The following is a 25815-nucleotide window of genomic DNA, read 5'->3' as shown; positions in this document are numbered from 1 at the left end:
GCAACGATTTTCGCGTGTCGGGCCGTACTTTGAATTTTGTCAAATGCCGAGCAGGGGAAGGAATGTCGCCTGCTCAGGCGGGTCTCCGCTGCCGGTCACAGGGGGCGCCTCCATCGCCGCGGCGATAATGTCGGCGTCCGCCTGAGAGATCCGGACAGTGCCGAAGCGGAAGGCATGGCCCCAATTTCGCCTGCCCCGAGTGAGTTCCAGCTGGTCGAGAAGGGGCTTTATGGGAACGGATCGGTTAGGTCGCCAATCGACGTCGGACCGGAAGGGATGGAAGGCGGCGCTCATCTCCACCCGGTAGGGTACGCGCTCCTCCATCGTGCCGATCGCGGTGAAGGTTTGCAGGCGATCCTTGGCGCCAAAGACCTTGGTTGGGGAGTAGACGATCACGGTCTCGCCGGTCCGGATGCGCCTCAGCGGCGCATCCTTTCCATGGCAGGACTGGACGAACCCGCCTTCAACCCCTCTTGCGACGTGGTCGGCAGAGGCAACAATGATCCAGGCCATCGGTCACACCGGCGGATTGTAGAAGCGGATGCGGTGGTGGTCCGGATCAGCGACGACGAAGTTGCGGCCGAATTCCATATCGGTCGGTGTCAGCAGGATCGTGTGACCAGCGGTGGACAGGCGGGCAAAGACCGCATCGACTTCGGCGGCATTCGACAGAGGCACATCGATCTCGAATGCGCCAGTGCCTCCGGCCACGACCGGCTCCACGGCCTTGCGGGACCAGAGGCCCAACTTGATGCCGCCGGGGAAGATGAACATGGCAAAGGCCGGCGAGCGCTCGACCGGTCTGGCGCCGAGCAGGCTTTCATAGAAAGCGGCGCTACGATCCGGATCGTCGACATAGAGGATGATGAGGTTCGGTGTCATTGGCTTCTCCTGTGTTGAGAGCCCGACACTACGACGACATGCTGCCAAAAAATGACAGCATCCTACAGCATCCGCTCGGGAATCCCTTTCTGCTGTCGCCAGGTCTTGAGCAGTTGCATCCGACGCTTCGGGTAGCGGCCGAGCGGCTCCTCCATGAGGTCCATGCGATCAGTGCGGAAGCTGCGAAAGTCGTTGCGCAGCGTGCACCAAGCGATGACCACGCGTGCGCCTTCGAAGAAGGTGAGGGCGAAGGGCCAGATCACCCGCTCGGTTGCGTCACCCTTTTCGTCGCGATAGGCGATCTTCAACGTCTGCTCGGAGCGGATGAACTGCCGCATGCGGGCGAGGTCGACACGATCCTCCGGCCGATGGGGGGCGGGGCCCGCCAGCAGCGTGCTGGTGACAAGCTCGTCGCGCAGTTCGCCCGGCAGGACTTCGGTGATCTTGGCCAGGGCATCGCGGGCGGAAAGCGCCAGTCCCCGGTCTGCCCGCTGGGTCACCAGCCGGGCGCCGAGGACCAGCGCCTCGATTTCCTCGCGGGAGAACATCAGCGGCGGTAACATGTAGCCGGGACGCAGCACATAGCCGACGCCCGCTTCGCCCTCGATATTGGCACCCTGCGCCTGCAAGATGGCGATGTCGCGATAGAGGGTGCGCAGCGAAACGCCCAGTTCCGATGCCAGCACGGCTCCGCTCACCGGCCGGCGATGGCGCCGCAGGATTTGCAACAGGAACAAAAGGCGTGCGGAGCGACTCATTGTGCGATTATACCGGTCATGCTGTCAAAAAGTGGCGGTGGCCTATTCGGCTGCGGCCGCAATCCACAGGGCCTCGATGATCATGCCCTCCCGCTCCGGCGTGTCGCCTAGAACGTGCTCCGCGAGTGCCAACGCACTGCGACGCAACTCCTGCTGCTCCCGGATGATCGCGCCAAGAAGGTGGGAGAATTCCTCGCCACCGCCGATCAGGCCGGTCTCGCGATCGAGAAACCCGGCGAGCAGGGCCAGATCGTGTTCGTGGCCGAGCGTTTCCACCAGCATCTTGGCTTGGGCGCGTTTGGCATTCATGGCCGAGGGCCAGATGCCGCGCAGCAGCGAAAGGTTCATCCAATAGGATTGAGAGGCCTTGCGCAATTCGTGAAAGACCTCCTCGTGAACGCTGTGATGGCAATCCTCCAGCGCCGCCCGGCCACGGGCCAACCCTTTTGCCCAGCCCGTCGCCAGCAATCTGGCCGTTTTGCGCGGGCGCTTCGGAAAGTTGGCCGTCTCGATCGCCGCGATCGCCTCATGGCAGGTTGCAATCGCAGCCGCGACTTTTCCCGGCAGGTCGGTCTCGGCACGTGCCAAGGCGTCGCGGCGCTCGGCCAGGACATCGCGGGCATGGGCGAGTGCGCTTCTCTCCTCGTCGTTCACCGCCCGGTCCTGGAGGTAGGCGACGGTTTCCACAAGGGCTGTCGCATCACGCACCACGGACAGGGTGCGGGCGACGTCGCGCAACCGCGTGTTCTCCGTGGTCCGGAACTCCTTCAGATCGCAGGCGACCAAACGGTAGAGCGCGCGGACGCGCTTGAACTTCTTTCGTGCTTCGTGAATGGCTTCATGAAGACCTTGCGGTTGCTGTTCGAGAGCCGAAATCGCATCGGCCAGCTGTTCGGTCGCGGCGCCGCGAACCGCCTCGCCCAAGGGTTGGTCGGGCCTAATTCGATACGGCATGCACGACCTCGGGCTTGAGCCGCTCAGTGGCCAACGCCTGGTTGGAATAACGCCGGTCGCCCGTGACCTCGCGACCCAGCCAGCCCGGCAGCTCCGGCCGGTCGTCTTCGGATTTCATCTCGACTTCGGCGATGACGAGTCCCTGGAACGCGCCCTCGAAAACGTCGATTTCCCAGGTGAAGCCGCCGACCTCAACCGTATAGCGGACCTTCTCAATGACGATGCCAATGGCGAAGGTGATCATTTCCAAGGCTTCTGCGAAGGGTATATCGTATTCAAATTCGTCGCGAACGAGTGCGGTCTTGCCAAATTTTATGGTGAGCTTGGCCGTCTCGTCATTGCTGGTGCGTACGCGTATCGAGCGGTCGTGATTGACGGAGAGGTAGGCTTGCCGCAGCGCGGTCGCGGATGTCGCTTGCTCGCGCCATTTGTCGCTGGTTACCAGGAACTTGCGCTCGATTTCTTTTGCCATCTCGCTGTCCACCGTCAAAAACCTGTTTCAACACTAACGCACTTGGAACCCCATGCAAACGCCCATGATCCTTAGCGCGCTCATTTGTCTCGACAATGACACGGGATCGCGTTAATCCTTCCGTGGAATTCAATCGTTTGAAATGGATGGCCGGCCGTGACTGATAAAACCGAAAAGCTCCTTTCCACCCTGAAGCTCCAGCCGGTCGTGCCGGTGCTGATCATCGAGGATGCGGCCGCCGCTGTGCCGCTTGCCAGGGCATTGGTGGCGGGCGGGCTGAAGGCGATCGAGATCACCATGCGCACCGAAGCGGCGCTCGAGGCGGTCCGTCTCGTCGCGGCGGAAGTCGAGGGCGCTGTGGTCGGTGCCGGTACGATCCTCAACCCCGCGCATTTCGAAGCGGCGGTCAAGGCTGGTTCGCAGTTCATTGTCAGTCCGGGTACGACGCGGGAACTCATCCACGCGGCGCGGGCTTCGGACATTCCGTTGCTTCCCGGTGCGGCGACTGCCAGCGAAGTCATGCAACTGCGCGAAGAGGGATATCAGGTGCTGAAGTTCTTCCCCGCCGAGCAGGCCGGTGGCGCCGCCTATCTGAAATCGCTTTCCTCGCCGCTTGCCGGTACATTGTTCTGCCCGACCGGCGGCATCTCGCTGAAGAACGCCAGGGACTACCTGTCGCTGCCAAACGTGGTGTGCGTCGGCGGTTCCTGGGTTGCGCCGAAGGAGCTGGTCGCCGCAGGCGACTGGGCCGGCATCACCAGGCTGGCTGCCGAGGCGGGCGCGCTCGCGGGCTGACAGGCACGCCATCGAAAACCCTGGGGTCTCTTTGTATTTTCAGTCTCGACCACCTATCTAGCGGTCGAGACTGAAGCCGATGGAGATCCCGATGTTCGACGCGAAGAAGCTGCTTGACCAATTTCTCGGCGCCCAGGTGCCGGGCACAACCGGCACGGTGAAAGAGAAGGCCGGCGATGCCGTACAACTCGCCAAGGACAACCCGCTTGCCACCGGCGCCATCGTCGCCATGCTCCTCGGTACCAAGACCGGGCGCGAACTGGCGGGCGGCGCGCTGAAGATCGGTGGCCTCGCGGCGATTGCCGGTCTCGGTTACCAAGCCTACAAGAATTACCAGGCCGGCAAGGCGCCGCAGGATGCCGCCGAGGTGGAGCCAAAGCTTCTGCCACCACCGGCTGGTTCGCCGTTCAGTGTCGAGACGCCCGCCGCTTCCAATGATTTCGCCCTGACGCTGGTGCGCGCCATGATCGCCGCTGCCAAGTGCGACGGCCATATCGACGCGGCCGAGCGCGCTCGGATTATGGACAAGATCCAGCTCTCCGGGCTTGGTGCGGAGGCCGGGGCCTTTATTGAAGCGGAACTGGCTGCGCCGATCGATGTCGACGCTCTGGTCGGCGCGGCCGTGAGCGAGGAGCAAAAGGTCGAGCTCTACACCGCGTCGCGACTGGCGATCGATCCAGACAGTCGGGCCGAGCGCGGTTATCTTGACATGCTGGCAGGTCGGCTCGGCCTTGCCGACGGATTGGTCGACCATATCGAGGCGACTGTTGCGGCCGCCCAGGTCTGACGCATTCTGCATCGCGATTCTTTGGCCAGTTGCCTTTGCCGGGCGGCTGGCCTAATCGTTTGCCGACACAGCAAGAGGCAAACATGCGCGATCTTTCCACATTCAAAGGCTGCCCGACGCCGCAACCGGTTCGGCTCGAAGGCCGTTTCGTCACCGTCGAGCCCTATGACAAGGCGAAACATCTCGAAGCTCTGTGGGAGGGTCTCGGTGGCATGGGCATCAATCCGCTGCTGCTCTACTTCACCAATTACGATTTTTCCGGCATCGAAGACTTCGAAAAATGGCTGGACAGCGTCCAGACCAATTGGGGGTGGGTGGCGCACGTCTTCCGTGACAACAAGACCGGTAAGGTCGTCGGCATGTCCAGCTACATGCGTGCCGATCCGGCCAATGGTGTCGTGGAAGTGGGCGCGGTCGCCCATGGTCCGGCGATGAGCCGCACGCCGATCTCCACGGAAGCGCACTACCTGATGGCGCGCCATGTGTTCGACGATCTCGGCTATCGCCGCTACGAGTGGAAGTGCCACAACGAGAACGAGCCGAGCAAGGCGGCCGCCAAGCGCTACGGCTTCACCTTCGAGGGTGTTTTCCGCCAGCACATGTTGTCGAAGGGGAAGAACCGCGATACCGCCTGGTTCTCGATGATCGATGGCGAATGGCCGCTGATCGGGGCCGCCTTTAAGGCCTGGCTTGCGCCGGAGAACTTCGGTGCCGATGGCCAGCAGGTGCGCAGGCTTGAGGACATCCGGGCTGATCTTGCCAAGGGGGCGACGGCATGAGCGGGAGCGGTAGCAACCGGTCGGCTGCCTATGCGGCACTCGCTATCGTTCTCGGCTTCGGTCTCGTGCTGCTTGGCCTGCCGAAGCTGGTGCTGTGGATTGGCGGCTATTCGCCGGTGCTTGCGGCGGCGGTCGGCACCGTCGGCATCATGTCCTTTTTTATCGTCCTGTGGCTGAGAGCTCGCTACCAGCGACGGCGCGACCAGCAGTAGTCTCCCGGTTCACGGCTGGAGGGCGGCGGCGAGCAGCAGGGCGCCGAGAGCGATCACTGCAAGGGCGCCGAGGATCTCGATCGTGTCGGCGACATGCCGGGCGGTCGTGGAGCCCGGGCCAGAGAGCCGGACGGCCAGACCCTTTGCCGAAACGGCAAGAGTGGCAAGCGCCGAGACGGTAATCGCCGTGCCGAGCGCCATGGCGAAAACGGATAGAATCCCGCCAAGATAGAGCCCGTTCAACAGGGCGAAAGTCATCACCAGTAGCGCGCCGGAGCAGGGCCTGAGGCCGACGGCGATGATCGCCGACCATGCTGCGCGCAGGCTGAAGTCTTTCGCTGACAGCAGGCGTGGGTCAGGCAGGTGGGTCATGCCGCAATCGGGGCAGGCCGAACCGGGGGCGAGCCGGTCATGGCCGTGTTCGACGGCCAGGGCTTGGAACGACAGTCGGGAGCCATTGCTCTTGCCGGAGGGCGTGTGGGGGGCGGGTACCGGCGCGGGTGCCCCAAATATACCGGTCGTCGCCGATGTGTCGAATAGCCCGGCGCTGACCGGTGCGCGGCGCGCGATCCATAGCGATTTCAGCTTACGCAGCAGCAGCCAGACGCCGAAGGCGATGACCAGGGCGAAACTGGCGATTTCCATCGCCTGCGTCGCGTCTGTCATGGATATGGACGTGCCGCGCAAGACGGCATAGCCGATGGCGACCAGAACGATCGCCACCACGCCCTGGAGAAAGGCAGAGACGAAGGAGATGGCTATGCCGCGCTTCAGTTCAGTCTCGTTGGCGATCATGTAGGAGGAGATGACCGCCTTGCCGTGACCGGGGCCCGCCGCATGGAAGATGCCGTAGGCAAAGGAAAGGCCGACCAATGTCCATAGTTGGCCCGAATCCTGACGCATGGCCTTCAGTGCGCCGGTGAGCGAGCGGTAGAACGCCTGCTGGTTCGCGTTGATAAAGGCCAGCCAGCCGGCGAAGGGGCCTGTGACCTGAAAAGAAGGTTCGGCCGTGCCGATCCCGAGCGGGGAGGCGGCATGTGCGAGCGAGGCGGCGAGCAGCAGAAGCGCCGTGGTCGAGACGACCCGAGTGAACAAACGGCCCATCAGCATGTCAACTCGAGCCGGGTGGCGAACAGTCTGCTCATATCGGTGCCGGCCGGATCGTTGAAGAAGGCCTCGGTCAGGTTTGCCTGGTTCTGGGCAAGGACCGTATCGGGATCGGGCCGGATTACCGCGCGCTTGCAGGCCTTGAAGCCGTCGCCTTCGGTGGTGATGTCCTCGTCTTTTTCGAAGTCGATTGCCGTATACATCGTCGGGTCATAGACGCCGATGCTGAGCTTGCCCTTCAGCGGCAGTGTCTTTTCCGGCTTGGCGATGAAGAAGACGAGGAGCTGGTTGTCCTTGAAGTCGACGTTGAAGACGTCCGGCTTGTCGACAGCAACGGCTGCGCCATTGCTGGTGATGGAGGTGAAAAAGCCATAGTCGGCAAGCGAGGTGCTAATCGTCTTGGCGATCTCGTTCAGTTCACTATGGTCCAGCTTCAGGTCGCTGTTCTTGTCGAAATCCATCAGCACGCTGGAGGAGAAGACGTCATCGAAGCGCCAGACATTGCGCAGTTCGGAAATCGTTCCGTCCGCACCGGCGATAATCTCAAGGCGGGCCTCGGCGAAGATATGCGGATGAGCGAAGGCAGGAAGAGGCACGCCGACGAGTGCCATGATCAGTGCCAGTCGTATTTTCATGCCGTTCTCGCCTTTGCGCCCGAATCCCGCTTCTTCCTGTCTGACAATTTCGACCGAAATGGGACCTCTTGCCCCTGGAGTTCAGTGGCGTCAGCCGCGCGAACGAAACCAGTTGTGAAGGAAGTCGACGAAGGCGCGCACCTTGGCTGGCAGATAACGGCGATGTGGGTAGACGGCATAGATGCCGCGATCCTTCGGCAGATAGTCGTCGAACAGGGAGACGAGTTCGCCGCTTTCTATATAGGGGCGGGCAATGAAGTCCGGAATCATCGCAACGCCGAGGCCGGCGCGTGCGGCGCGCAGGGTGGCGAGTGGACTGTTGACCTCGATCGGTCCGTTTACACTGACTGAAATCACCGAACCATCGGGGTCGATGAAGCGCACGCTGTTATGCGAGCGGGAGTTGGTGTCGACAAGGAACGGCACCCTTGAGAGATCCTGCGGGTGGTTGAGCGGTCCACGCTGCTGCACGAAGGCCGGTGTGGCGCAGGCATAGACACGGAAGTCCGAGAGTTTCTTGGCGATGAGCGCCGAATCGTCGAGCTTGGTTATGCGAATCGCCAGATCGAAACCCTCCTCGACCAGATCGACGAAGCGGTCCTCGGCAACGATTTCGAGCGACAGATCAGGATGAGCGGTGGCAAAATCGATTAGCGACTGGCCCACTTCGGCATCGATGAAGGTGCGCGGCACGGTGACCTTCAGCTTGCCCCTGAGATCGGTGTTGTTCTCGCGGACGAGGTCCGCCAGACTGTCGATCTCCTTGAGGATTTCGGTCGCGCTGCGATAGTAAGTGTGTCCGGCTTCGGTCAGCGAAAACTGCCGCGTCGTGCGGTTCAGCAGCAAGGCGCCAAGTTCGTCCTCCAGTTCACGCACATATTTCGACAGAAGCGCTTTGGACCGTCCGGTCTTGCGCGCGGCGGCGGAAAAACCCTCGGCCTCGACGACGTCGATAAAGGCTCGGATGCGCGTCAATGTGTCCATGGGTCGGATCCTCTGAGACTGTGCTCGAATTGTGAACATAACCGCGAGGTCGTTCAATTGATTTCTGCCGGCATGCTCAAAAAAACGCTTGATTATGACTGCGAACATTCTTATCTCCGGTCTGCCCAAAGTCGCACGTGCCTGTGGGTGTCCGCCGACCCTCGATTAGGTGAGGTCATCGGTAAGGTACCTGGAACTAACCCCTCCAGTCGCTATTCCGGCCAACCGGGAAATGCGAGGACATCTTGAAGCAACGACGGTGCGGGCCTTTCTGGTTCTCTTCCGGCTTTCCATCAGCCGGGGTCACTGAAGAGGCACACCATCATTGCCGGAAGTGCGGTCGGGTAATCCCACCAATCCATGGCAGACAAAGCCGAATTGACGCTCTTGGCAGGGTGTCGGTTCATTATTAGCGCTTCGAGCGCTCGTACGGTACCAGCGTCTCCACCGGCTGGTTTCGAGCGGGTTCTCGTCGTCCTTTGTCCTTCCGTGCTCGGCAACGAGTGCGGGAACCTTGGAACTTGAGAGGGATAGACCCATGACCACCGCTCGTATCCTCGACTTCATCAATACCCGACGTCCGGAAGGTCCCTGCCTTGTGGTTGACCTCGACGTCGTGCGCGACAATTTCGACGCCTTCCGTCACGCCCTGCCGGACAGCTCGATCTACTATGCCGTCAAGGCCAATCCGGCTCCGGAAATCCTGAAGCTGCTCGCCTCTTTGGGCTCAAGCTTCGATTGCGCTTCCGTCGCTGAAATCCAGATGGCCCTTGATGCCGGCGCGACTGCAAACCGGATCTCATATGGCAATACGATCAAGAAGGAGCGCGACATCGCCCGCGCCCACGCCCTCGGCGTTGATCTGTTTGCCGCCGACAGCCATGAGGAAGTGGAGAAGATCTCCCGTGCAGCGCCCGGCGCTCGGGTATTCTGCCGCGTGCTGACCGACGGTGAAGGTGCCGAATGGCCGCTGTCGCGCAAGTTCGGCTGCGTGCCGCAGATGGCCGTCGACGTGCTCGTCTACGCGCATCAGCTCGGTCTCGACTCGTTCGGCGTGTCTTTCCACGTTGGCTCGCAGATGACCAAGGTCGATGCCTGGGATGTGGCCCTGGCCGATGCCAAGCGCGTCTTCACCTCGCTCGCCAAGCAGGGCATCCACCTGCAGATGGTGAACATGGGTGGCGGTTTCCCGACCAAGTACCTGAGCGACATTCCGTCGGCGGAGGCCTATGGTCGTGGGATCGCCGGAGCGCTGAAGAAGCACTTCGGCAATCATATCCCGCAGACCATCATCGAGCCGGGTCGCGGCATGGTCGGCAATGCGGGCGTGATCAAGGCGGAAGTCGTTCTTGTCTCGAAGAAGTCGGACAACGACAACCACCGCTGGGTCTATCTCGACATCGGCAAGTTCGGCGGTTTGGCCGAGACGATGGACGAGGCGATCCGCTATCCGATCCGCACGGAGCGCGATAGCGACGCGATGGAGCCTTGCGTGCTCGCCGGTCCGACCTGTGATTCGGCTGACGTCATGTACGAGAAGAACATGTATCCGCTGCCGGTTTCTCTGACGATTGGCGACGAAGTTCTGATCGAGGGCGCCGGTGCCTACACGACGACCTATTCGGCGGTCGCGTTCAACGGTTTCGAGCCGCTACGGTCCTACGTTATCTAAGGTCCTCCTGGACCTTTCCTATGACCGCGCCGGTTGAACCGGCGCGGCGCAAGAACAATCATCGGAAACACCTTTTGGTACGGGAGGCCACAATGGCCGCTGTTCTGGACGTCGTGCGCGCATTTTTCGCGCCGCAAACTGCGCCTGCCTTTGTCATCGATCACGAAACGCCGGCCGACGTCGTCGCTCGCGAAGCCTTGCTCGACCGCACCATGGGCGGCGACCGGCGTAAGAAGTCGTCGGAGAAGATCCGCAGGGGCCGGGTGCCGGCGGAAGGACTGGCGTTGGTCGCCCGCGACAGCGAGGGCCATGTCATCGGCACCGTGCGTTTGTGGAATGTCGAGGCTGGTGTGAGCCGCGAGGGCCGATCGATCGATGCGCTGCTGCTCGGACCGTTGGCGGTCGATGTGGCCCATGAGGGCAAGGGGATCGGCTCGGCGCTGATGCGCGCCGCGATCCTCGAAGCGAAGAAGCGAGATCACGGCGCCATCCTGCTGGTCGGCGATGCCGCCTACTACGAGCGTTTCGGCTTCTTTGCCGACAAGGCGCAGCATCTCATTATGCCGGGTCCGTTCGCGCGCGCCCGCTTTCTCGGGCTGGAGCTGAAAGCCGGCTGGCTCGACAATGTCGCCGGGATGATCGTCGCCTCGGGCCGGAAGCTCTCCCGTTCTGCGCTGCGTCAGGCCGCCTGAAGCCTCGCGGCATACCGGATTCGCATTTCTTGAAAATCCACCGCCCGGCGGCTGCGGAACCATTTTCCGCGGCCGCTGTTTCGGCCGCCCGTGAACCTCGGTCGGGCGGCAATTCGTAATACTTCGCCAAGGGTTTCAATCCGTTGTCCCTAATGTATATTGCGCGCAAGTTTGACGATGCGGAGGGATTTCTTTGACCGTGAATGCCAAACCTTCTCCGGGTGGGAGAATGTCGGGCGTGGATCGTGCGCTGATCGACCGCACCATCGCGATAAGGGGAGGATTTCTCCAGTTTCCCGCGGTCTTGGAGCAGCGGTTCGAGGCCGACACGCGCGCCGGGCGCTGTCGCGAACTTGTGTTGCGCGGGTTCATTGCCTTGATGGCCTTCGATTCTTTCCTGATTATCGATTACCTCGCGATACCGGAAGAATTCGGGCTTGCGCTGTTAACAAGACTGGGCGTGACGATTTTCGGCTTGCTCGTCTTGGCGCTTATCTCGCGCGATCCCCCGCCCGTCCTGCGCGAAGGCGCGATCTCCACTGTCGTCCTGGCGGCAGCGGTCGCCATCGTCGTTATCATGATGGCGCATTCAAATCTCCTGGCGAAGGACTATCTTTACGGGATGCTGCTGGTCCCTTTGCTCGGCATGATCGCGCAGCGCCTTCGCTTCCGTTGTGCGGTGGCGGTCAGTGTCGGCTGCGTGGTACTCCACGGGTTCGCGATGTGGAACATCGAGGCGCTGACCTTGCCGTCTCAATTGATGGCCGGTTTGCAAATGTGCGCAGCCTCGGTCTTTGCGCTTGTTGCCGGCTATACCATCGAGCGCGACGAGCGTATCGATTATCTTCAGGCACTGCGGCAGCGCCTCAGGACGGAAGAGCTCGAGAGCCTTTCCACCCATGACGCCCTGACGGGGCTCGGCAATCGGCGCGGACTGGAGCGGACGCTTTCCTGGATCAGCGCCGATGCCGCCGGGAACGGCAAGCTCGCGGTGATCATCGCCGATATCGACAAGTTCAAGGCGTTCAACGATCATTTCGGCCATCCGGCCGGCGACAAATGCATCAAGCAAGTGGCGGCGATCATGGCGGCGGAAGTCCGTATAGCGGGCGACGCAGTCTTCCGCTATGGCGGAGAGGAATTCATCGTTCTTCTGCCGGGCATCGAGGCCGATGGCGCAGCGGCGATCGCCGAGCGCATGCGTTATGCGCTCGAGGCGGCCGGCATTCCGCACGTCGAACCCGTGGAGGGCGCGCCGCTGACGGCAAGTTTCGGGGTGGCGACGGCGCGCCTCGGCGAGAGCTTCCGCGCCGAGGATCTGGTGGAGCGGGCCGATGCGGCGCTCTACCGGGCCAAGAACGGCGGCCGCAATTGCGTGGTGGTCGACGGCGTACACGCGGCGGCCGAGTCCGGAAGCGCGGTCTAGTCCCGCCCCCGCCTGCCACCAAGATGCTGGCCGGCATCCGGTCGCAACTGCCCGGCGTCGAGGTGCCGATTCGGTTGCCATCAGGCAGCTCGCAAAGGAGCCGATAGCACATTCCGCCCCGTACGGAGCCACGCCTAGTGGATCGCGATGCGGTGGTTCAACTGAAAGCGGCCGACAAGCTTGGTCAGGTGTGATGCGCCTTCCGTCAGTGTGTGCCCTGATGGCGGTCGTTTCCTCCACCATGGCGACATTCTGCTGGGTCATCTGGTCGATTTGATGAATTGCCGAGCTGCTTTCCTGCAAGCTGGTGGCCTGTTCCCTCGCGACAGTGGCGGGGGCATGGATATTGGTGTCGACTTGAGCGACGAAGCCCTGGATCCGGTCGGGTGCCTTGCCGGTCTCGCCGATCAGTTCGGTGCTTGGGAGACCTCCACGGCGGAATTCCCGATTAGGCCTTTAATCTCGCTGGCGGCCCTGGCCGAGCGCTGGCTGATTTCGCACGACGCCCCCTTTTCATTCGCGAAGAGGGGGCGTCTTCGCATCTGTTGCCGAAAGGCTGCCCACCGTTATGGGCGCGGTTTGGAAGCGTGGCATGGCCGTGTTCGGGAAAATCGGTGCCATTGGTACAGCGCTCTGCCGCGCTTCCGGGTCCTCGTGGGACGCGCTGAGCACGCGGTGCCGGTTTCGACCATCAGATCTTGCTCGCGTTCTCATTGTCGCTTCCGGACCGAGGCGAGAATCACCTCCTCGGGAGAGCGGCAGGAACTGGGAGGGGGCGTTTCCCAAGCGCCTCGGGAGCGCGCCACGCGCCAAGATTCTCAATCGTCAAGTGACGCTGTGGCCAAATTGTGACAACGGCATCGCAGCAGTGCCATCTCCCTGATTTCCAAGTTGTCTTTTGATCTAGCTCAAACGACCTCGCGTTTCCGGCGACGTATTTTGTGCGCGGCACAAGCCATCGATCTATTCAAGGAGAGACCCCATGACCAAGACCAGCACGCGGCGGATCAGCGCCCTTGCCGCAGCCACCGCATTTTTGCTCATCGGCCAGGCGGCCGGCGCGGCGGACATGACGCCGGTGGACTACGCGGCGCCTGAGGCTTCGAGCATTGCGGCCCAGAGCCCGTGGCAGATCCGCGTGCGTGGTCTCGGCGTGATTTCGCAGGATGAAGGTCACGTCAACGGCATCGCAGGGTCCGATCTGTCTTATAGCGATACCGTGATCCCTGAACTCGACATCACCTATTACTTCACAGACAATATCGCTGCCGAACTTATTCTTGGCACGACCTATGCGAATGTCTGGGGTGAAGGCTCAGTCGCAGGACTCGGCAAGATCGGTCGCACCTGGATCCTGCCGCCGACCCTGACCCTGCAGTATCACTTCACCGACTTCGGCGCCTTCAAACCCTATGTTGGCGCCGGTTTGAACTATACGATTTTTTACAATGAAGACGGGGCAAATGCCGCCGATCTCAACATCGACAACGCCTTCGGCGCGGCCCTTCAGGTCGGCTTCGACTATATGGTCGATGAGCATTGGGGCGTGAACTTTGACGTCAAGAAGATCTTCCTGGAACCGGATTTCACCGCCAATGTCGGCGCGGACGTGAGCGGCAAGGCCAAGCTGAGCCCGTGGCTCGTCGGCGCCGGTGTCACCTATCGTTTCTAAGAGACTGAGATCTAATGCAAGGTCGAGGGCCGGGACCGCAAGTTCCCGGCCTTTTTTCGGCACTTGTGAGTTGAGGTAATATTGCAGGTGTGTTTTTCTGGCCGTGTCGCACGCAGGAAGGCAGGGGTTGCAATCGCCTCTGCCCCGTATTATCCCCGCCCTTTAGCTCTCAAGGGGACATGACTGCATGAAGATCGGTGCTCTCAGCTGGAACAGCAACAATATCGGCGACGATATCCAGAGCGTTGCCGTCATGCAGCATCTGCCGCCGGTCGATGTGTTTCTCAATCGCGATCATCTGAACAGTTATGACGGACCGGAGACGCTGCTCGTCACCAACGGCTGGTTCCTGGCGGAGATTGAAAACTGGCCGCCGAGCCCATCGATCAAGCCGATCTTCTTTGGCTTCCACGTGCAGGAGCACGCCAAGCCGACGATCGCGCGCCATGCCGCCTATCTGAAGAAGCATGAGCCGATCGGCTGCCGCGATCAGGCCACCGTCGATTTCATCCGCTCGCTCGGCGTTGAGGCCTATCTGTCGCTATGCAACACGCTGACTTTCAACGCGCCGGCCGACCGCGAGCCGGATTCTATCTATCTCGTCGAAGCTGATCGCCACCAACTGTCGCGGAAGCTGTTCAAGAAGGGGCTGCTGGTGAAGAAGGTCAGCCATCGCATCATCGACGTCTCGGCGGAAACGCGTCTGCGGTATGCCAAGGAAATCGTCGAGACCTATGGCAAGAAGGCGGCGCTCGTCGTCACCATGCGCATCCATTGCGCCATGCCATGCATCGCGATGGGCATTCCGGTGATCTTCGTCGGGCCGAAGACATACCGCACGCAGATCGTGGAGGAAGTGGGCCTTCGCCGGCACGATGCTTGGCATCCGCTGAAGCACCCCTTCACCCGCAGGATCGAGGCCTGGCCGCAGCCGCTCGACATCGCCGAGACCAAGAAGCGCGTCAGCGCCGACATCAAGTCGCGCATCGCTGCGGCGCTCGCTAAAGGTTAATCCGGCCTTTAGCCGACAGGCGCTTAAGCGTGCTTACCGCAGGAAGCTATGCTTGAAGGTGTGCATGATGAGTGCGACTGATTTCGGTTGGATGGCGGAACTCGTCCTCAATCGGCTTGGCCAGAAACGATGTCACCATCTCGTAAGACGGGAAGTGGTAAATCTGGCTCTCAGCGGATCGATGTTGAAGGCGACGGCTTATCGAAGACCAAACGGACCAGATTACTAATGACGCGCGATGAATTTTATCAGCAAGCCCTGCAGATCATCGGCCGGTACGAAAACATTCCCGCCGCGGAAATGACGAAGCCGACGGTAGCCGAGTTGCGGGCAGGACAGTTCGCCGGCTCCTTGATTGATTTGACCGATTCGCTTTCGAGGTTAGAGCGAGATGAAGTTCACCAGGTGTTGTCAAAAGCGTCGGTGATGAGATCGAAGCTGGTGGCTGTTGCATCGATCTATTACTCGGATGTCATATCGGAAGATGGATCCAACGAAAGCAAAACGGTGGAGCCACCAAAATGGTGGGAAGCGGCGATGCGACAACACTTCGATGATGTGGACAGAATAGGGCCTTTCGAGAGTAGCGACGTCGCAATAAGCAATTTTGTTATCAGTCCCGCGATCAGATCCGAGATATCGTCGCTGCGGCGGCAGTCTTTGACTCGGTTTGAGTTGGGCCGGCTCGTAAACAGGGCTGCTCTCAAGCTTCGGCTGCTGCTGGGAAGAACAACAAGCCAGCGTTCCTTATTTCAAGAAATTGAGGGTAAAACAGTCGCAATCGTTGGGAATGCTCGCTCCCTTGCAGCCAAGGATTACGGTGGGGCCATAGATGGGTATGACTTGGTCGTGAGGTTTAACCGCGTGCCAATCGTCTCTCGGAAGTCGCACGGTTTCAAGACGAATTGGGTCGCTACCAGCGTTCCGGTGACGCAGCGTCGCCTTGATGATCTCGGTGCTGACCGGTTGCTGTGGCTTTCGCCTCGCACAAGGAAAATGACCTCTGAAACCATAGCCATTCAGAACCTCTATGTGCATCCTACAGAACAGATTCGTTCTTTAGAAAAACGAGCAGGATTGTCTCGTGCTACGACAGGGATAACGGCCATCGATCTGCTATCGAAATCGGGTCTGTCGAAAGCTACTCTTTTTGGATTTGATTTCTATCGGAGCCAGTCGTCATCGTCACATCAAACGGCAGCCAACGCGCCACATGCTTTCGACCGGGAAGAGGTCTTCGTTCGCAAGCTCGTGCAATCGGACGGGCGGTTTGAGGTTGCCGAGTAACCCGCCTCCCGGAATTCGTTTGATTAGCAATCGATGGCCGATTGCATGTAGATCTTGCCAGCGCCCTTTAGGGTCCCGACGAAGAAGTTGTCGACCGCGGCGAGGCTTCCAGAATGCGGAGCCTAAATGTGGCGCTCACGGAATTTCGCGAGAAGCGCTCGACCTGCCAGCCGGAAAGCGTGTTCTGCCACTCTGCAGTCTTCCCTCTTCCAGCTGCAGTAGCGTTCCGTTTGGTGATGTGCTGCTGTCATACACCACCAACGCTGCCGCCAGGAGAGGAAAGCCCTTTCATCACCTGCCGGCGCTCCGGGCGCCCTTAACGCAGGAAGTTCCGCTTGAAGGTCTGCATGATGAATTTGACTGATTCCTCGCTCGGGTGGCGGAAGTCGTCCTTCATCGGGTTCGGCAGGAAGGACGTTACCATCTCGTAGGACGGGAAGTAGTAAAGCTTGCTTTCGGCGGGCGGCCCGACCTCGCGCATCAGCTCGTCGATCGCTACCCGCAGAGAAGCCTTCGAAACCGAGCTTGCGGTGATGCAGGACACCGGCCGGAAGGTTGCGGCGAGCGGCACGGGCGAGAGCGTCATGATCACAGTCGCGTCGGGCCGGTGGGCGCGGATGAGCTGGTAGGTTTGGCGCAGGTTGTCGAGATTCTCCACGGCGCCCAGCACGCGAAAGCCATGTCGTGCGGCGTCAAAGTCGCGTTTAGGAATAGCACGCCAGAAGATTTCTCCGGTGGGCTTGTCATACCAGACCTCGGAGAGCCCGAGTGTCAGGATGAAGATGTCGGACTTCTCGAAGATAGCGCGCGTGGCCTGGCGAACCTCGGCGGAATAATCGCCCGGAACGCCTTCCTTGTCGTGCCACAGTTCGATCTTCGGCGTCTTGCCCTCGAAGGCCCATTCGAATTGCTGGCGGATTGCCGCTGAATTGACTATGCCCTCGCCGCTGCGCACCACATAGGAGTTCAGTCGCATGTCGCGGCCGAAAACCTGATAGCCCTCACGGTAGAGGTATTTCGTCACCTCGGAGGCAAAACAGCTGCCGAAGGCGGTGATGTAATGCTTGCGGGTAATGAAGGGGGCGTCCGGAAACCAGCCCTTGCCGATATATTCATCGACTGCATTCTGCTGGGCAATGGCCTTCTTGTCGGGGAAGAAGTTAGTGGCCTCGCCACGATACCAAGTCGCATGCGCTTTGCGTTTCACCCCGCCTGTTTGGTAGTAGATCAGGTTGTCGCGCTCCGGCTCGTCAGCGAGCTTGAGCGCGCGCAGGAGCTTATAGCGCAGGGTCTTCTTTACGGGCTTGGAGCTGTCTTTCACCATGGTTGAGCGATAGCCTATCGTAGGCGGCAATTCAAGCAACGCGATGCGCCCGAGAGCGGGCAATCAATCCGCAGTAGACGGGGCGGACCAGCCGTCACAGTCCGTCGCAGAATGCGACGGACTGTGTTCGGGTGAAACGACGTTCCGTCACGCGGAGATGTCGATGACGCCGCAATCGCCGGCTTCGGAGGCGTAAGCCAGAAGCTTGCCTGTGGCGCTCCAGCCCATTGAGGTGATCGCGCCTTTTCCGGGGCGCCGTAGCAGAGCCTCCTTGCCATCGGCAATCCGGACAGCAAGGATCATGCCGTCGATGTAGCCGATCGCCAGCACTTCCTCCGCCGGGTGGAAGGAAACCTGGGTGACCATGATATTGGCGCGGGTACCGAGTTCGAGCGGTGCCTTGCCCATCGGGCCGTCCTTGCCCGCAAAAGGCCAGACGATCGCGGCCGGGGCGCCCGACGAGGCGAGCCACTTGCCCTTGACCGACCATGAAAGGGACTTCACCTTGGCCGGGTAGCCGGTCATGCGCATGTGGCGGGTGTCGGCCGACTTGCTGTCGAGCTTCCAGCCGTGCAGAGCGCTTTCCTGCATGGTGGTGACCACGAAGCGCCCGTCGGGCGAGAAGGTGACGCCGGTGTGGGCGCCCTTCCATTCGAGGTCGACCGGCGCGCCGGTGGTACCGATCCAGTGCAGGGTCACGCCATTATAGCGGGCTGCTGCAACGCGCAGGCCCTTCGGTGCGAAGTCGAGTGCCTCGATGGTACGATCCTCGGTGAATTCCTTCACCGTGCCGTCCGCGAGCCGCACATAAGCTGTCTTGCCAACCGCATAGGCGACCGCGCCCTGTGGGCCGGCGGCAACCACCGAGATCCATTTGCGCGGCACGTTGGCCAATTCGATGACGCTGCCGTCGTGACTGATGCGCAGCACCTTGCCGTCTTCACCACCGGATACCAGCGTCTGGGTCGCGGGGTCCTTGACGCAGGCAAGCAGACCCTGATGGGCCTGGATGACCTTCTCACCGCCGTCGAGCCTATGGATGGAGCCTGAAGCCGCGGCAAAGACCGGAATGTCGCCGAGGAAAGTGGCGGTCAGCACATGACCTTCAATGTCGAGGGGAGCAACCGTCGGCATCATGCTTTCCTTCTTGCAGGCACGAAATCAGATGAAAGCTGCATTATACATCCCGGCATCATGCGGTCGCTTCGCAGGCGTGGAAGCTCTTCTCGAGCTTTTCGCGGTCGAGGTTGCGGCCGATGAAGACGAGGCGGCTCTCATGCTTCTCGCCTTCCTTCCATGGGCGCTGGTGGTCGCCCTCGATGATCATGTGCACACCCTGCACGACGTAACGTTCCTCGTCCCCCTTGAAAGCGATGATGCCCTTCAGCCGCAGGATGTTGGGGCCGTCGGTCTGGGTGACCTTCTGGATCCAGGGGAAGAAACGGTCGGGGTTCATCTCGCCGCCGCGCAGTGAGATCGACATCACCGTCACGTCATGGATCGCCGAGGGGCCGTGATCATGGTGATGATGGTCGTGCCCGTGATCGTGGTCATGATGGTGGTGATGATCATGGCCGTGATCGTGCCCATGATCATGGTCGCAATCCGGACCGCAGACATGGTCTGGATCATCGTGGTCGAGGAAGTGCGGATCGTTTTCGAGCGCGCGTTCCAGATTGAATGCGCCCTGATTCAGCACCTTGGCGAGATCCACACCCGAACGGGTGGTCGAATAGATGCGGGCCGACGGATTGATGGCGCGGACGATGTCCTCGATGCGGTGCAGTTCGTCGTGGCTGACGAGGTCGGTCTTGTTGATGACGACGACGTCGGCGAAGGCGATCTGGTCCTCGGCCTCACGGCTGTCCTTCAGGCGCAGGGGCAGGTGCTTGGCATCGACCAGGGCGACCACCGCGTCGAGCTCGGTCTTGTTACGCACGTCATCATCCATGAAGAAGGTCTGGGCGACCGGCACCGGGTCGGCAAGGCCGGTGGTCTCGACGATGATGCCGTCGAAGCGGCCGGGACGGCGCATCAGACCCTCGACGACACGAATCAGGTCGCCGCGAACCGTGCAGCAGACGCAGCCGTTGTTCATTTCATAGATTTCCTCGTCGGACTCGACGATTAGGTCGTTGTCGATGCCGATCTCGCCGAATTCGTTGACGATAACCGCGTATTTCTTGCCGTGGCTCTCGGACAGGATGCGATTGAGAAGCGTCGTCTTGCCGGCGCCGAGATAGCCGGTGAGTACGGTGACGGGAATGGGTTTTGCGGCAGCTTCGGTCATGAAAACCTCGATCGGGTGGTGGGCGCAGACGATGCGCCTGTAATGGTGTTACCCCATATAGGCGTTGACCGGCGGCAGTTCAAAGGCTTTGTTTCGGGCAACTCAATCGCCCGCGCAGACAAAAGTATCGATGTCGAACGCTTGCACGTCGCGCAGCAATTCGATCAGTCCGCCAACCGCGTGGGTGATGAGCTTCTCGCCCTTTTCCGCTGTCGCGGCTCCAGCATTGCCGGTTACTCCCTGGCGGTTGAGGTCGCTCATTTTCCATCCGAAGGCATGCGGGCCGTAGGCGCGCAAGTGGGTGAAACGGCTGGCATACACCGACTGCCGCGAAGGGAAGTTCTTGGCCTTATCCATCGCGACCCGCTCGGAGTTCAGCGCCAGCATCACCGACGTTTCGATCTCGCCGCCATGGATGCCGATGGCCTTTTCCTCAGGACTGATCACGCCTTGAGGCAACCCGAAGCGTGTCCAGCTGGTGGCGACCGCCAACATGCCGAAGCGCACCCGTGCCTCGGTTGCGACAATGGTCATCAGCGGTGAATTGCCGCCATGGGCATTGAGCATGACCAATTTGCGAATGCCTTTGCGCGACAGGTCCCCGGCGATTGACAGCCAGCGATCCACGGCTTCCTGATAGGCAAGGGTTTTGCTGCCCGCCACATCCATGTGTTCGATCGAATATCCGACAGGTTCGGCGGGCAGGAAGGTCACCGGCAGGTCGGCCGGCAGCCGTTCCGCCAGGCGGGCGACGACCCCCTCGACGATCAGCGTGTCGGTTTCGAATGGCAGATGTGGTCCGTGCTGTTCGTGGGCCCCGAGCGGCAGGACAGCGATCCAGTCGCGTCGCGCCTCGGGCGGCAGGGAAGGATCATTGTCGAGAAAATTGGACTTGGGCAGCGACATCTGGCGTCAATCCTGGTTCTTCGCTATGGATTTTGGGCGCTGAGTGTTAGCCGTCACAACAATTGCGGTTGCCGCGACAACCGGTGTCAGGGGGGAGAATGGCGAAAAAAGACAAGGGCGACAAGAAAAACAAGTCTTCCAAGAAAAAGGAATCCGGTTCACGCAGCCCATCCGTAGCGGCGGCCGTAACCCAGGCTTCCCGTGCCATGCGTACGCATCTGTCCCGTGGTCTCGCTGATAGCGGCCTCTATGCCGGACAGGATACGGTGGTACAATTGCTTGCCGAGGAGGACGGGCTGACGCCTGGCGCACTGGCGCATCGTCTTGGTGTCAAGGCGCCGACCATGACGCGGACGATCGGCCGGATGGAGGCGCAGGGCTTCGTCGAACGCCGCACGGTGGATGCGGATGGGCGATTGACCATGGTCCACCTGACGGCAGAGGGGCGCGCGCGGCTTGAGGCCATTGCCCAGGCTTCGGCTGAGACCGAGTTGCTGGCAACCCAGGGCTTGTCCGGCAAGGAGGTGAAGCAACTCGTCAAACTGCTGGCGGAGGTCGAGCGAAATCTGCACGACCAGCCGGAGAAGTCCTGAAGACGCACTTGTTCTCCGACGAATGGGGGAATTGAAATGGGCACTTAAATTATTTAATTAAACTGTTTAAGCACGTCATACGGGGCCTCGCAGCATGCATCGGTTCGCCAGGGGAGGCAAAGTGGCTCAGAAGGTCAAACTGTCAACGATCGCCGAGACGCTCGGTCTTTCGACGGCAACCATTTCGCTCGCCTTGCGCGACAGCCCGCTGGTGGCCGCCGACACGCGGGAGAAGATCAAGGAGAAGGCCCGCGCGCTTGGTTATATCTATAACCGTCGTGCCGCCAGTCTACGAACATCCAGATCAGGTATCATCGGAGTCGTCGTGCACGACATCATGAACCCCTTCTATGGCGAGATCCTGAAAGCGATCGAGAGCGAGCTCGACCGAAGCCGCCACACCTTTATTCTCTCCAATCACTATGACTCGGTTGAGAAGCAGCGCACCTTCATCGAGACGCTCCTGCAACTCGGCGGCGACGGCGTCATCATGTCGCCGGCCATCGGCACGCCGGTCGAGGACATCAAGCTTGCCGAAGATAACGGCATGCCCGCGATCCTGATCGCCCGTCAGATGGAAGGTCTCGAGGTGCCGACCTATCGCGGCGACGACAGCTACGGCATTTCGCTCGCCACCAACCATCTGATCGGGCTAGGGCACCGGACCATCGCCATGATCGGTGGCACGGATCAGACGTCGACCGGGCGCGACCGCTACCAAGGCTATGTCAACGCGCTGCGCAAGGCCGGCATCGAAGTGGACCCTGAACTGCGTATTCCCGGTCCGCGCACCAAGCAGGGCGGTTTCGAGGCGGCGGTGCATTTTCTGTCGTTGCCGCAGAAGCCGACCGCCGCCGTCTGCTGGAACGATCTTGTCGCGATCGGCCTTATGAATGGTATCGCCCGCGCCGGCCTGGTGCCGGGCCGCGATATTTCGGTCACCGGATATGACGATCTCGAGGAGGCCTCGATCGCCACGCCGTCGCTGACCACCGTGTGGAACGGTCAGGCCGAAGTCGGTCGGCTTGCCGCACGCGCCTTGCTCGACAAACTGGCCGGCAGTCACGAGCCGGACGGCATCCATCTGATCAAGCCGGAAATGCGGATACGCCAGTCCACCGGCCCGATCCACACTCGCTGAACGCCTGGAGGTCCTATGCCGGATTCGCGCGTCGCCATCCTCGTGCCGGGCCGGATCAGTCCGCGTGTCACCGAGAGACTTTCCGAACGTTTCGAGCTGATTGCCGTGCCGCATGGCACGGAACTGGCGCTTTCGCCGCAGGAGGCGGAGAGGGTTCGTGGTGTGGCTGTTTCGGGACAGCTGACGGCGGATTGGATCGCCAAGCTGCCGCATCTTGAAATGATCGCCAGCTTTGGTGTGGGGTATGACGGCGTCGACGTTCACGCCGCGGCCGCGCGTGGCATCGTCGTATCGAACACGCCGGACGTGCTCAATGACGAGGTCGCCGATACCACGATCGCCCTTTTGCTCAACACAGTGCGACAGTTGCCGCAGGCGGAGACCTGGTTGCGTCAGGGGCGCTGGGCGAGCGAAGGGCCTTTCCCGCTGTCGCCATTGTCGCTCAAGGGGCGGCATGTGGGCATTCATGGGCTTGGCCGCATCGGTCTGGAGATCGCTCGCCGGCTGGAGCCTTTCAAGGTACGCATCAGCTATTGCACGCGGCGGCCGCGAACCGATGTCTCATATGCCCATTTTCCAACCTTGCTCGGTCTCGCCGAGGTGGTCGATGTGCTGATTTCCATCGTGCCGAAGACCCCGGAGACGATCGGTGCGATTGACGCGGACGTCTTGAGGGCGCTTGGCCCGCGTGGGGTTTTGATCAATGTCGGGCGAGGCACCACGGTTGACGAGCCGGCGCTCATCGCGGCGCTGAAGAACGGAACGATTGCAGCCGCTGGTCTCGACGTTTTCACCAATGAACCTCAGGTGCCGAAGGAACTCATCGACCTGCCGAACGTCTCGCTATTGCCGCACGTCGCCTCGGCGTCCGTTCCGACCCGCAATGCCATGGCGGATCTGGTGGTCGACAATCTGATTTCCTGGTTCGAGACGGGACGGGCGCTGACACCCGTGCCGGAAACGCCGCAAAAAGCCTGACCCGCTCCGTGGTCTGGAACTGTTGCGTCAGGCCTTGGTCTGCGCGTAGGTCCGGACCGCGTCGCCGAAAGCTTCGAAGAGCGCGCGCGATGGTGCATCTGTCTCGGCCCAGTATTCAGGATGCCACTGTACACCGATCGCGAAACCCTTGGCGCCGATGACTGAAACAGCTTCGATCGTGCCGTCTTCGGCCAGTGCCTCGACCTGCAGGCCGGGTGCCGTCTTCGAAATCGCCTGGCGATGCAGCGAGTTGACCTGAACCGAACCTGGGCCAAGATAGCGGGCGATGCAGGAGCCCTCGGCCACGATCACGTCCTGACGTATGCTGTACATCACGTCGCGGTCCGGGTGTTGCGGCTTGCGGTGGTCCCACACGCCTTCCTGTTCCTGTATCTCTGTGGCCAGCGTGCCGCCGAGAGCGACGTTCAGTTCCTGGATGCCGCGGCAGATGGCCAGTAGGGGAATGCCCCGCTCCAGGGCCCGGCGGATAAGGGGCAGGGCCGTCGCGTCACGGGCCGGGTCGAACGGGCCGTCGCTGTCGCGCGCCTCGGCACCATAAAGCGAGGGGTGGACATTGGTGGCGGAACCCGAAACCAGAAGGCCGTCGATCCGGTCGAGGATGGCGTCGGTGTCGTTGCCTTCCTCGAAGGCGGGTATGATGAAGGACATGACGTCCGCTACGTTGAGGGCGGCGCGGACATACTGGCTCTGCGCCGCATGCCAAGTGGTGCCGTCGAACTCGCGAATGTCGGCGGGAATGGCGATGATCGGTTTGGGCATGGGGGAACTCCGAGATAGCCGAGGCGGCATTGCTTTTCTTGGAATGAGCCGGGGCCTTAAGTCAATATCTTATATTTGTCGCGTGCCGGGTCTTCGAGTTGCGCCTTCTCAGCTTCGGCTGTCCGATCCGAAAGCGGCACGATGCTCTGTCGGGTTGTCTCGGCTCAGCCCAAATCCGTGACGCGTCGAATTGACAAAGAACCACTCCGTTGTCGATGGTTCGGCCTGCGCCTGCTGGTTGAAAAGCAATGAATGCTAGTATTCGATCGGGATCTTGCGCGCAGGCAGACGTAAGTGTTCTCTACGTCGAAAGAATATTGCGGCAAAGCTTGAAAGCCCTTGGACAAAATGGTTATCTCGCCCCCATTGCCATCGGGAGGGGCGTAAGATTTCTTTCGGTGGAGCAAAACCATGATGGGAGGTCAATTCATGGATCGTCGTTCATTTATCAAGAAGGCGGGGGTCGGCGGTGCCGGCGTCGCGGCTTCCACGGTGTTGGCAGCGCCTGCCATTGCCCAGGAAAACCCCAAGATCACCTGGCGCCTGACGTCTTCTTTCCCGAAGTCGCTCGACACCATTTATGGTGGTGCAGTCGATATCGCCGAGCGTGTCGCCGCCGCAACCGACGGCAATTTCAGCATTCAGGTTTTCGCTGCCGGCGAAATCGTGCCCGGCCTGCAGGCCGTCGATGCGGTCGCTGCCGGTACGGTCGAAGCAGCTCACACCACCTCCTACTATTTCTGGGGCAAGGAACCGACCTTCGCCTTCGGTACTGCCATTCCCTTCGGTCTCAACGCACGCATGTCGAACGCGTGGTTCTACCAGGGTAACGGCAACACGCTGATGAACGAGTTCTATGCCACCCAGGGGCTCTACGGTCTTCCGGCTGGTAATACGGGCGTTCAGATGGGCGGCTGGTTCCGTAAGGAAATCAATACCGTCGACGACCTTAAGGGCCTGAAGATGCGTATCGCCGGTCTGGCCGGCAAGGTGCTGGAAAAGGTGGGTGTCGTGCCGCAGCAGCTCGCCGGCGGCGACATCTATCCGGCGCTCGAGAAGGGCACGATCGACGCTGCGGAATTCGTGGGTCCGTATGATGATTCCAAGCTCGGCTTCCACAAGGTTGCCAAGTACTACTACTATCCGGGCTTCTGGGAAGCAGGCCCGGTCGTTCACGGCTTCTTCAACCTGGAGAAGTTCAACAGCCTGCCGAAGAATTACCAGGCAATCCTTCAGGATGCCTGCGCCTTCGCCAACACCAACATGATGGCGAAATACGACACCAAGAACCCGCCGGCTCTGAAGCAGCTCGTCGCCGAGGGCACGGTGTTGCGCCCCTTCAGCCAGGAGATCATGGAAGCCTGCTACCAGGCTGCCGTCGAGATCTACGCGGATTTGTCGGCCCAGAGCCCGCACTTCAAGAAGATCTACGACGATCAACTGGCGTTCAAGAAGGATGCCTACCTCTGGGCCCAGCTCGGCGAGTACACCTTCGACACGTTCATGATGATCCAGCAACGCGCCGGCAAGCTCTAAGCTTTCCGCAGCTGCTATGGAACGACAGGCCCCGGGGTTCGCCCCGGGGCCTTTTTTTGCGCGCGGCTGCATTCCAGTGCCATTGAGGAGCGTGCGGTAGGTCCTGTTGGGGCGGGCGACGTTGCAGGACAACGAAAAAGC

General features: G+C 61.0%; 27 protein-coding genes and 1 pseudogene. 14 read left to right on the top strand and 14 right to left on the bottom strand.

The genetic code is table 11. The features are described from left to right. Positions 1-39 precede the first annotated feature (39 nt). The 5 genes from RNA01_RS11770 to RNA01_RS11750 all read right to left on the bottom strand — a co-directional run bounded on the left by RNA01_RS11770 (position 40) and on the right by RNA01_RS11750 (position 3066). A complete protein-coding gene (locus tag RNA01_RS11770) occupies positions 40-513 on the bottom strand; it encodes an EVE domain-containing protein (protein ID WP_147180408.1) in 474 nt (157 codons plus the stop codon). A gap of 3 nt (positions 514-516) precedes the next feature. Continuing rightward, entirely contained in the window at positions 517-882 is a 366-nt protein-coding gene (locus RNA01_RS11765) for a VOC family protein (protein ID WP_147180407.1), read from the bottom strand. Positions 883-944: 62 nt separating this feature from the next. Further along, positions 945-1640: a helix-turn-helix transcriptional regulator gene (locus RNA01_RS11760; RefSeq protein ID WP_147180406.1), complete on the bottom strand. Its 696-nt coding sequence runs from the start codon at positions 1638-1640 to the stop codon at positions 945-947. Positions 1641-1682: 42 nt separating this feature from the next. Beyond that, a complete protein-coding gene (locus tag RNA01_RS11755; RefSeq protein WP_147180405.1) occupies positions 1683-2594 on the bottom strand; it encodes a CHAD domain-containing protein in 912 nt (303 codons plus the stop codon). Beyond that, entirely contained in the window at positions 2578-3066 is a 489-nt protein-coding gene (locus RNA01_RS11750) for a CYTH domain-containing protein (RefSeq protein ID WP_147180404.1), read from the bottom strand. Before RNA01_RS11750 ends, RNA01_RS11755 begins: the two co-directional genes overlap by 17 nt. A gap of 156 nt (positions 3067-3222) precedes the next feature. Between RNA01_RS11750 and RNA01_RS11745 the strand changes: the two genes are divergently transcribed. From RNA01_RS11745 to RNA01_RS11730, 4 genes are all read left to right on the top strand, one after another. Then, positions 3223-3861, top strand: a complete 639-nt coding sequence (locus RNA01_RS11745) for a 2-dehydro-3-deoxy-phosphogluconate aldolase (RefSeq protein WP_147180403.1) — start codon at positions 3223-3225, stop codon at positions 3859-3861. 91 nt (positions 3862-3952) lie between these two features. Beyond that, complete coding sequence (locus RNA01_RS11740) at positions 3953-4648, top strand: tellurite resistance TerB family protein (protein ID WP_147180402.1); 696 nt, start codon at positions 3953-3955, stop codon at positions 4646-4648. Positions 4649-4731: 83 nt separating this feature from the next. Beyond that, positions 4732-5427: a GNAT family N-acetyltransferase gene (locus RNA01_RS11735; RefSeq protein WP_147180401.1), complete on the top strand. Its 696-nt coding sequence runs from the start codon at positions 4732-4734 to the stop codon at positions 5425-5427. Next, positions 5424-5639, top strand: a complete 216-nt coding sequence (locus RNA01_RS11730; protein WP_147180400.1) for a hypothetical protein — start codon at positions 5424-5426, stop codon at positions 5637-5639. Before RNA01_RS11735 ends, RNA01_RS11730 begins: the two co-directional genes overlap by 4 nt. A gap of 9 nt (positions 5640-5648) precedes the next feature. Here the strand turns inward: RNA01_RS11730 and RNA01_RS11725 are convergent, their stop codons facing one another. The 3 genes from RNA01_RS11725 to RNA01_RS11715 form a co-directional block, all read right to left on the bottom strand. Next, positions 5649-6749: a nickel/cobalt transporter gene (locus RNA01_RS11725; protein WP_147180399.1), complete on the bottom strand. Its 1101-nt coding sequence runs from the start codon at positions 6747-6749 to the stop codon at positions 5649-5651. Next, entirely contained in the window at positions 6743-7381 is a 639-nt protein-coding gene (locus RNA01_RS11720) for a DUF1007 family protein (protein WP_147180398.1), read from the bottom strand. Before RNA01_RS11720 ends, RNA01_RS11725 begins: the two co-directional genes overlap by 7 nt. A gap of 90 nt (positions 7382-7471) precedes the next feature. Then, positions 7472-8365 carry a LysR family transcriptional regulator gene (locus RNA01_RS11715; protein ID WP_147180397.1) on the bottom strand — a complete coding sequence of 298 codons (894 nt, stop codon included), beginning with the start codon at positions 8363-8365 and terminating at the stop codon, positions 7472-7474. Positions 8366-8903: 538 nt separating this feature from the next. Between RNA01_RS11715 and odc2 the strand changes: the two genes are divergently transcribed. From odc2 to RNA01_RS11685, 6 genes are all read left to right on the top strand, one after another. Then, positions 8904-10037, top strand: a complete 1134-nt coding sequence (gene odc2 / locus RNA01_RS11710) for an ornithine/lysine decarboxylase (protein WP_147180396.1) — start codon at positions 8904-8906, stop codon at positions 10035-10037. A 92-nt stretch (positions 10038-10129) separates the two neighbouring features. After that, entirely contained in the window at positions 10130-10729 is a 600-nt protein-coding gene (locus RNA01_RS11705; protein WP_147180395.1) for a GNAT family N-acetyltransferase, read from the top strand. Positions 10730-10967: 238 nt separating this feature from the next. Further along, the gene (locus RNA01_RS11700; protein ID WP_170253434.1) at positions 10968-12155 is read left to right on the top strand and encodes a GGDEF domain-containing protein; all 1188 of its coding nucleotides are present in this window, start codon (positions 10968-10970) and stop codon (positions 12153-12155) included. Between the two features lie 982 nt (positions 12156-13137). Then, positions 13138-13827, top strand: coding sequence for an OmpW/AlkL family protein (locus RNA01_RS11695; protein WP_147180393.1), 690 nt, complete (start codon positions 13138-13140; stop codon positions 13825-13827). Between the two features lie 187 nt (positions 13828-14014). Then, a complete protein-coding gene (locus RNA01_RS11690; protein WP_147180392.1) occupies positions 14015-14839 on the top strand; it encodes a polysaccharide pyruvyl transferase family protein in 825 nt (274 codons plus the stop codon). A gap of 228 nt (positions 14840-15067) precedes the next feature. After that, positions 15068-16126 carry a glycosyltransferase family 29 protein gene (locus tag RNA01_RS11685; RefSeq protein ID WP_170253433.1) on the top strand — a complete coding sequence of 353 codons (1059 nt, stop codon included), beginning with the start codon at positions 15068-15070 and terminating at the stop codon, positions 16124-16126. A gap of 26 nt (positions 16127-16152) precedes the next feature. On the opposite strand, the pseudogene RNA01_RS11680 reads toward RNA01_RS11685, so the two are convergent. The 5 genes and pseudogenes from RNA01_RS11680 to RNA01_RS11660 all read right to left on the bottom strand — a co-directional run. Further along, positions 16153-16272: pseudogene (locus tag RNA01_RS11680) on the bottom strand (IS481 family transposase); the annotation flags it as partial. A gap of 170 nt (positions 16273-16442) precedes the next feature. Further along, a complete protein-coding gene (locus tag RNA01_RS11675) occupies positions 16443-17450 on the bottom strand; it encodes a GSCFA domain-containing protein (protein ID WP_147180390.1) in 1008 nt (335 codons plus the stop codon). Positions 17451-17597: 147 nt separating this feature from the next. Continuing rightward, a complete protein-coding gene (locus RNA01_RS11670) occupies positions 17598-18584 on the bottom strand; it encodes a WD40 repeat domain-containing protein (RefSeq protein WP_147180389.1) in 987 nt (328 codons plus the stop codon). Positions 18585-18642: 58 nt separating this feature from the next. Beyond that, positions 18643-19740, bottom strand: a complete 1098-nt coding sequence (locus RNA01_RS11665; RefSeq protein WP_147180388.1) for a CobW family GTP-binding protein — start codon at positions 19738-19740, stop codon at positions 18643-18645. A 102-nt stretch (positions 19741-19842) separates the two neighbouring features. Further along, a complete protein-coding gene (locus RNA01_RS11660; protein ID WP_147180387.1) occupies positions 19843-20646 on the bottom strand; it encodes a creatininase family protein in 804 nt (267 codons plus the stop codon). 98 nt (positions 20647-20744) lie between these two features. On the opposite strand from RNA01_RS11660, the gene RNA01_RS11655 reads away from it, so the two are divergent. The 3 genes from RNA01_RS11655 (at position 20745) to RNA01_RS11645 (ending at position 23358) form a co-directional block, all read left to right on the top strand. Then, positions 20745-21239, top strand: coding sequence for a MarR family winged helix-turn-helix transcriptional regulator (locus RNA01_RS11655; protein ID WP_147180386.1), 495 nt, complete (start codon positions 20745-20747; stop codon positions 21237-21239). Between the two features lie 121 nt (positions 21240-21360). Continuing rightward, positions 21361-22380 (top strand): LacI family DNA-binding transcriptional regulator, encoded by a 1020-nt coding sequence (locus RNA01_RS11650; protein WP_147180385.1) that lies wholly within the window; start codon positions 21361-21363, stop codon positions 22378-22380. 15 nt (positions 22381-22395) lie between these two features. Next, positions 22396-23358 carry a 2-hydroxyacid dehydrogenase gene (locus RNA01_RS11645; protein ID WP_147180384.1) on the top strand — a complete coding sequence of 321 codons (963 nt, stop codon included), beginning with the start codon at positions 22396-22398 and terminating at the stop codon, positions 23356-23358. A gap of 27 nt (positions 23359-23385) precedes the next feature. Here the strand turns inward: RNA01_RS11645 and RNA01_RS11640 are convergent, their stop codons facing one another. Next, positions 23386-24138, bottom strand: a complete 753-nt coding sequence (locus tag RNA01_RS11640; protein ID WP_147180383.1) for a gamma-glutamyl-gamma-aminobutyrate hydrolase family protein — start codon at positions 24136-24138, stop codon at positions 23386-23388. Between the two features lie 429 nt (positions 24139-24567). Here RNA01_RS11640 and RNA01_RS11635 point away from each other — a divergent pair, with 429 nt between their 5' ends. Next, on the top strand, positions 24568-25674 hold the full coding sequence (locus RNA01_RS11635) for a TRAP transporter substrate-binding protein (RefSeq protein ID WP_147180382.1): 1107 nt from the start codon (positions 24568-24570) through the stop codon (positions 25672-25674). Positions 25675-25815: the final 141 nt, after the last annotated feature.

This window comes from Paenirhizobium naphthalenivorans (genome assembly GCF_007992095.1).
Lineage (GTDB): Bacteria > Pseudomonadota > Alphaproteobacteria > Rhizobiales > Rhizobiaceae > Allorhizobium > Allorhizobium naphthalenivorans.
This window is presented reverse-complemented; position numbering and strand designations above follow the sequence as displayed.

Coding starts and splice junctions, on each gene's coding strand:
- RNA01_RS11720 (WP_147180398.1), bottom strand. CDS start 7,381: ATGAAAATACGACTGGCACTGATCATGGCACTCGTCGGCGTGCCTCTT.
- RNA01_RS11755 (WP_147180405.1), bottom strand. CDS start 2,594: ATGCCGTATCGAATTAGGCCCGACCAACCCTTGGGCGAGGCGGTTCGC.
- odc2 (WP_147180396.1), top strand. CDS start 8,904: ATGACCACCGCTCGTATCCTCGACTTCATCAATACCCGACGTCCGGAA.
- RNA01_RS11730 (WP_147180400.1), top strand. CDS start 5,424: ATGAGCGGGAGCGGTAGCAACCGGTCGGCTGCCTATGCGGCACTCGCT.
- RNA01_RS11735 (WP_147180401.1), top strand. CDS start 4,732: ATGCGCGATCTTTCCACATTCAAAGGCTGCCCGACGCCGCAACCGGTT.
- RNA01_RS11685 (WP_170253433.1), top strand. CDS start 15,068: ATGACGCGCGATGAATTTTATCAGCAAGCCCTGCAGATCATCGGCCGG.
- RNA01_RS11740 (WP_147180402.1), top strand. CDS start 3,953: ATGTTCGACGCGAAGAAGCTGCTTGACCAATTTCTCGGCGCCCAGGTG.
- RNA01_RS11695 (WP_147180393.1), top strand. CDS start 13,138: ATGACCAAGACCAGCACGCGGCGGATCAGCGCCCTTGCCGCAGCCACC.
- RNA01_RS11645 (WP_147180384.1), top strand. CDS start 22,396: ATGCCGGATTCGCGCGTCGCCATCCTCGTGCCGGGCCGGATCAGTCCG.
- RNA01_RS11655 (WP_147180386.1), top strand. CDS start 20,745: ATGGCGAAAAAAGACAAGGGCGACAAGAAAAACAAGTCTTCCAAGAAA.
- RNA01_RS11770 (WP_147180408.1), bottom strand. CDS start 513: ATGGCCTGGATCATTGTTGCCTCTGCCGACCACGTCGCAAGAGGGGTT.
- RNA01_RS11660 (WP_147180387.1), bottom strand. CDS start 20,646: ATGTCGCTGCCCAAGTCCAATTTTCTCGACAATGATCCTTCCCTGCCG.
- RNA01_RS11675 (WP_147180390.1), bottom strand. CDS start 17,450: ATGGTGAAAGACAGCTCCAAGCCCGTAAAGAAGACCCTGCGCTATAAG.
- RNA01_RS11635 (WP_147180382.1), top strand. CDS start 24,568: ATGGATCGTCGTTCATTTATCAAGAAGGCGGGGGTCGGCGGTGCCGGC.
- RNA01_RS11765 (WP_147180407.1), bottom strand. CDS start 882: ATGACACCGAACCTCATCATCCTCTATGTCGACGATCCGGATCGTAGC.
- RNA01_RS11750 (WP_147180404.1), bottom strand. CDS start 3,066: ATGGCAAAAGAAATCGAGCGCAAGTTCCTGGTAACCAGCGACAAATGG.
- RNA01_RS11725 (WP_147180399.1), bottom strand. CDS start 6,749: ATGCTGATGGGCCGTTTGTTCACTCGGGTCGTCTCGACCACGGCGCTT.
- RNA01_RS11690 (WP_147180392.1), top strand. CDS start 14,015: ATGAAGATCGGTGCTCTCAGCTGGAACAGCAACAATATCGGCGACGAT.
- RNA01_RS11705 (WP_147180395.1), top strand. CDS start 10,130: ATGGCCGCTGTTCTGGACGTCGTGCGCGCATTTTTCGCGCCGCAAACT.
- RNA01_RS11760 (WP_147180406.1), bottom strand. CDS start 1,640: ATGAGTCGCTCCGCACGCCTTTTGTTCCTGTTGCAAATCCTGCGGCGC.
- RNA01_RS11670 (WP_147180389.1), bottom strand. CDS start 18,584: ATGCCGACGGTTGCTCCCCTCGACATTGAAGGTCATGTGCTGACCGCC.
- RNA01_RS11665 (WP_147180388.1), bottom strand. CDS start 19,740: ATGACCGAAGCTGCCGCAAAACCCATTCCCGTCACCGTACTCACCGGC.
- RNA01_RS11640 (WP_147180383.1), bottom strand. CDS start 24,138: ATGCCCAAACCGATCATCGCCATTCCCGCCGACATTCGCGAGTTCGAC.
- RNA01_RS11715 (WP_147180397.1), bottom strand. CDS start 8,365: ATGGACACATTGACGCGCATCCGAGCCTTTATCGACGTCGTCGAGGCC.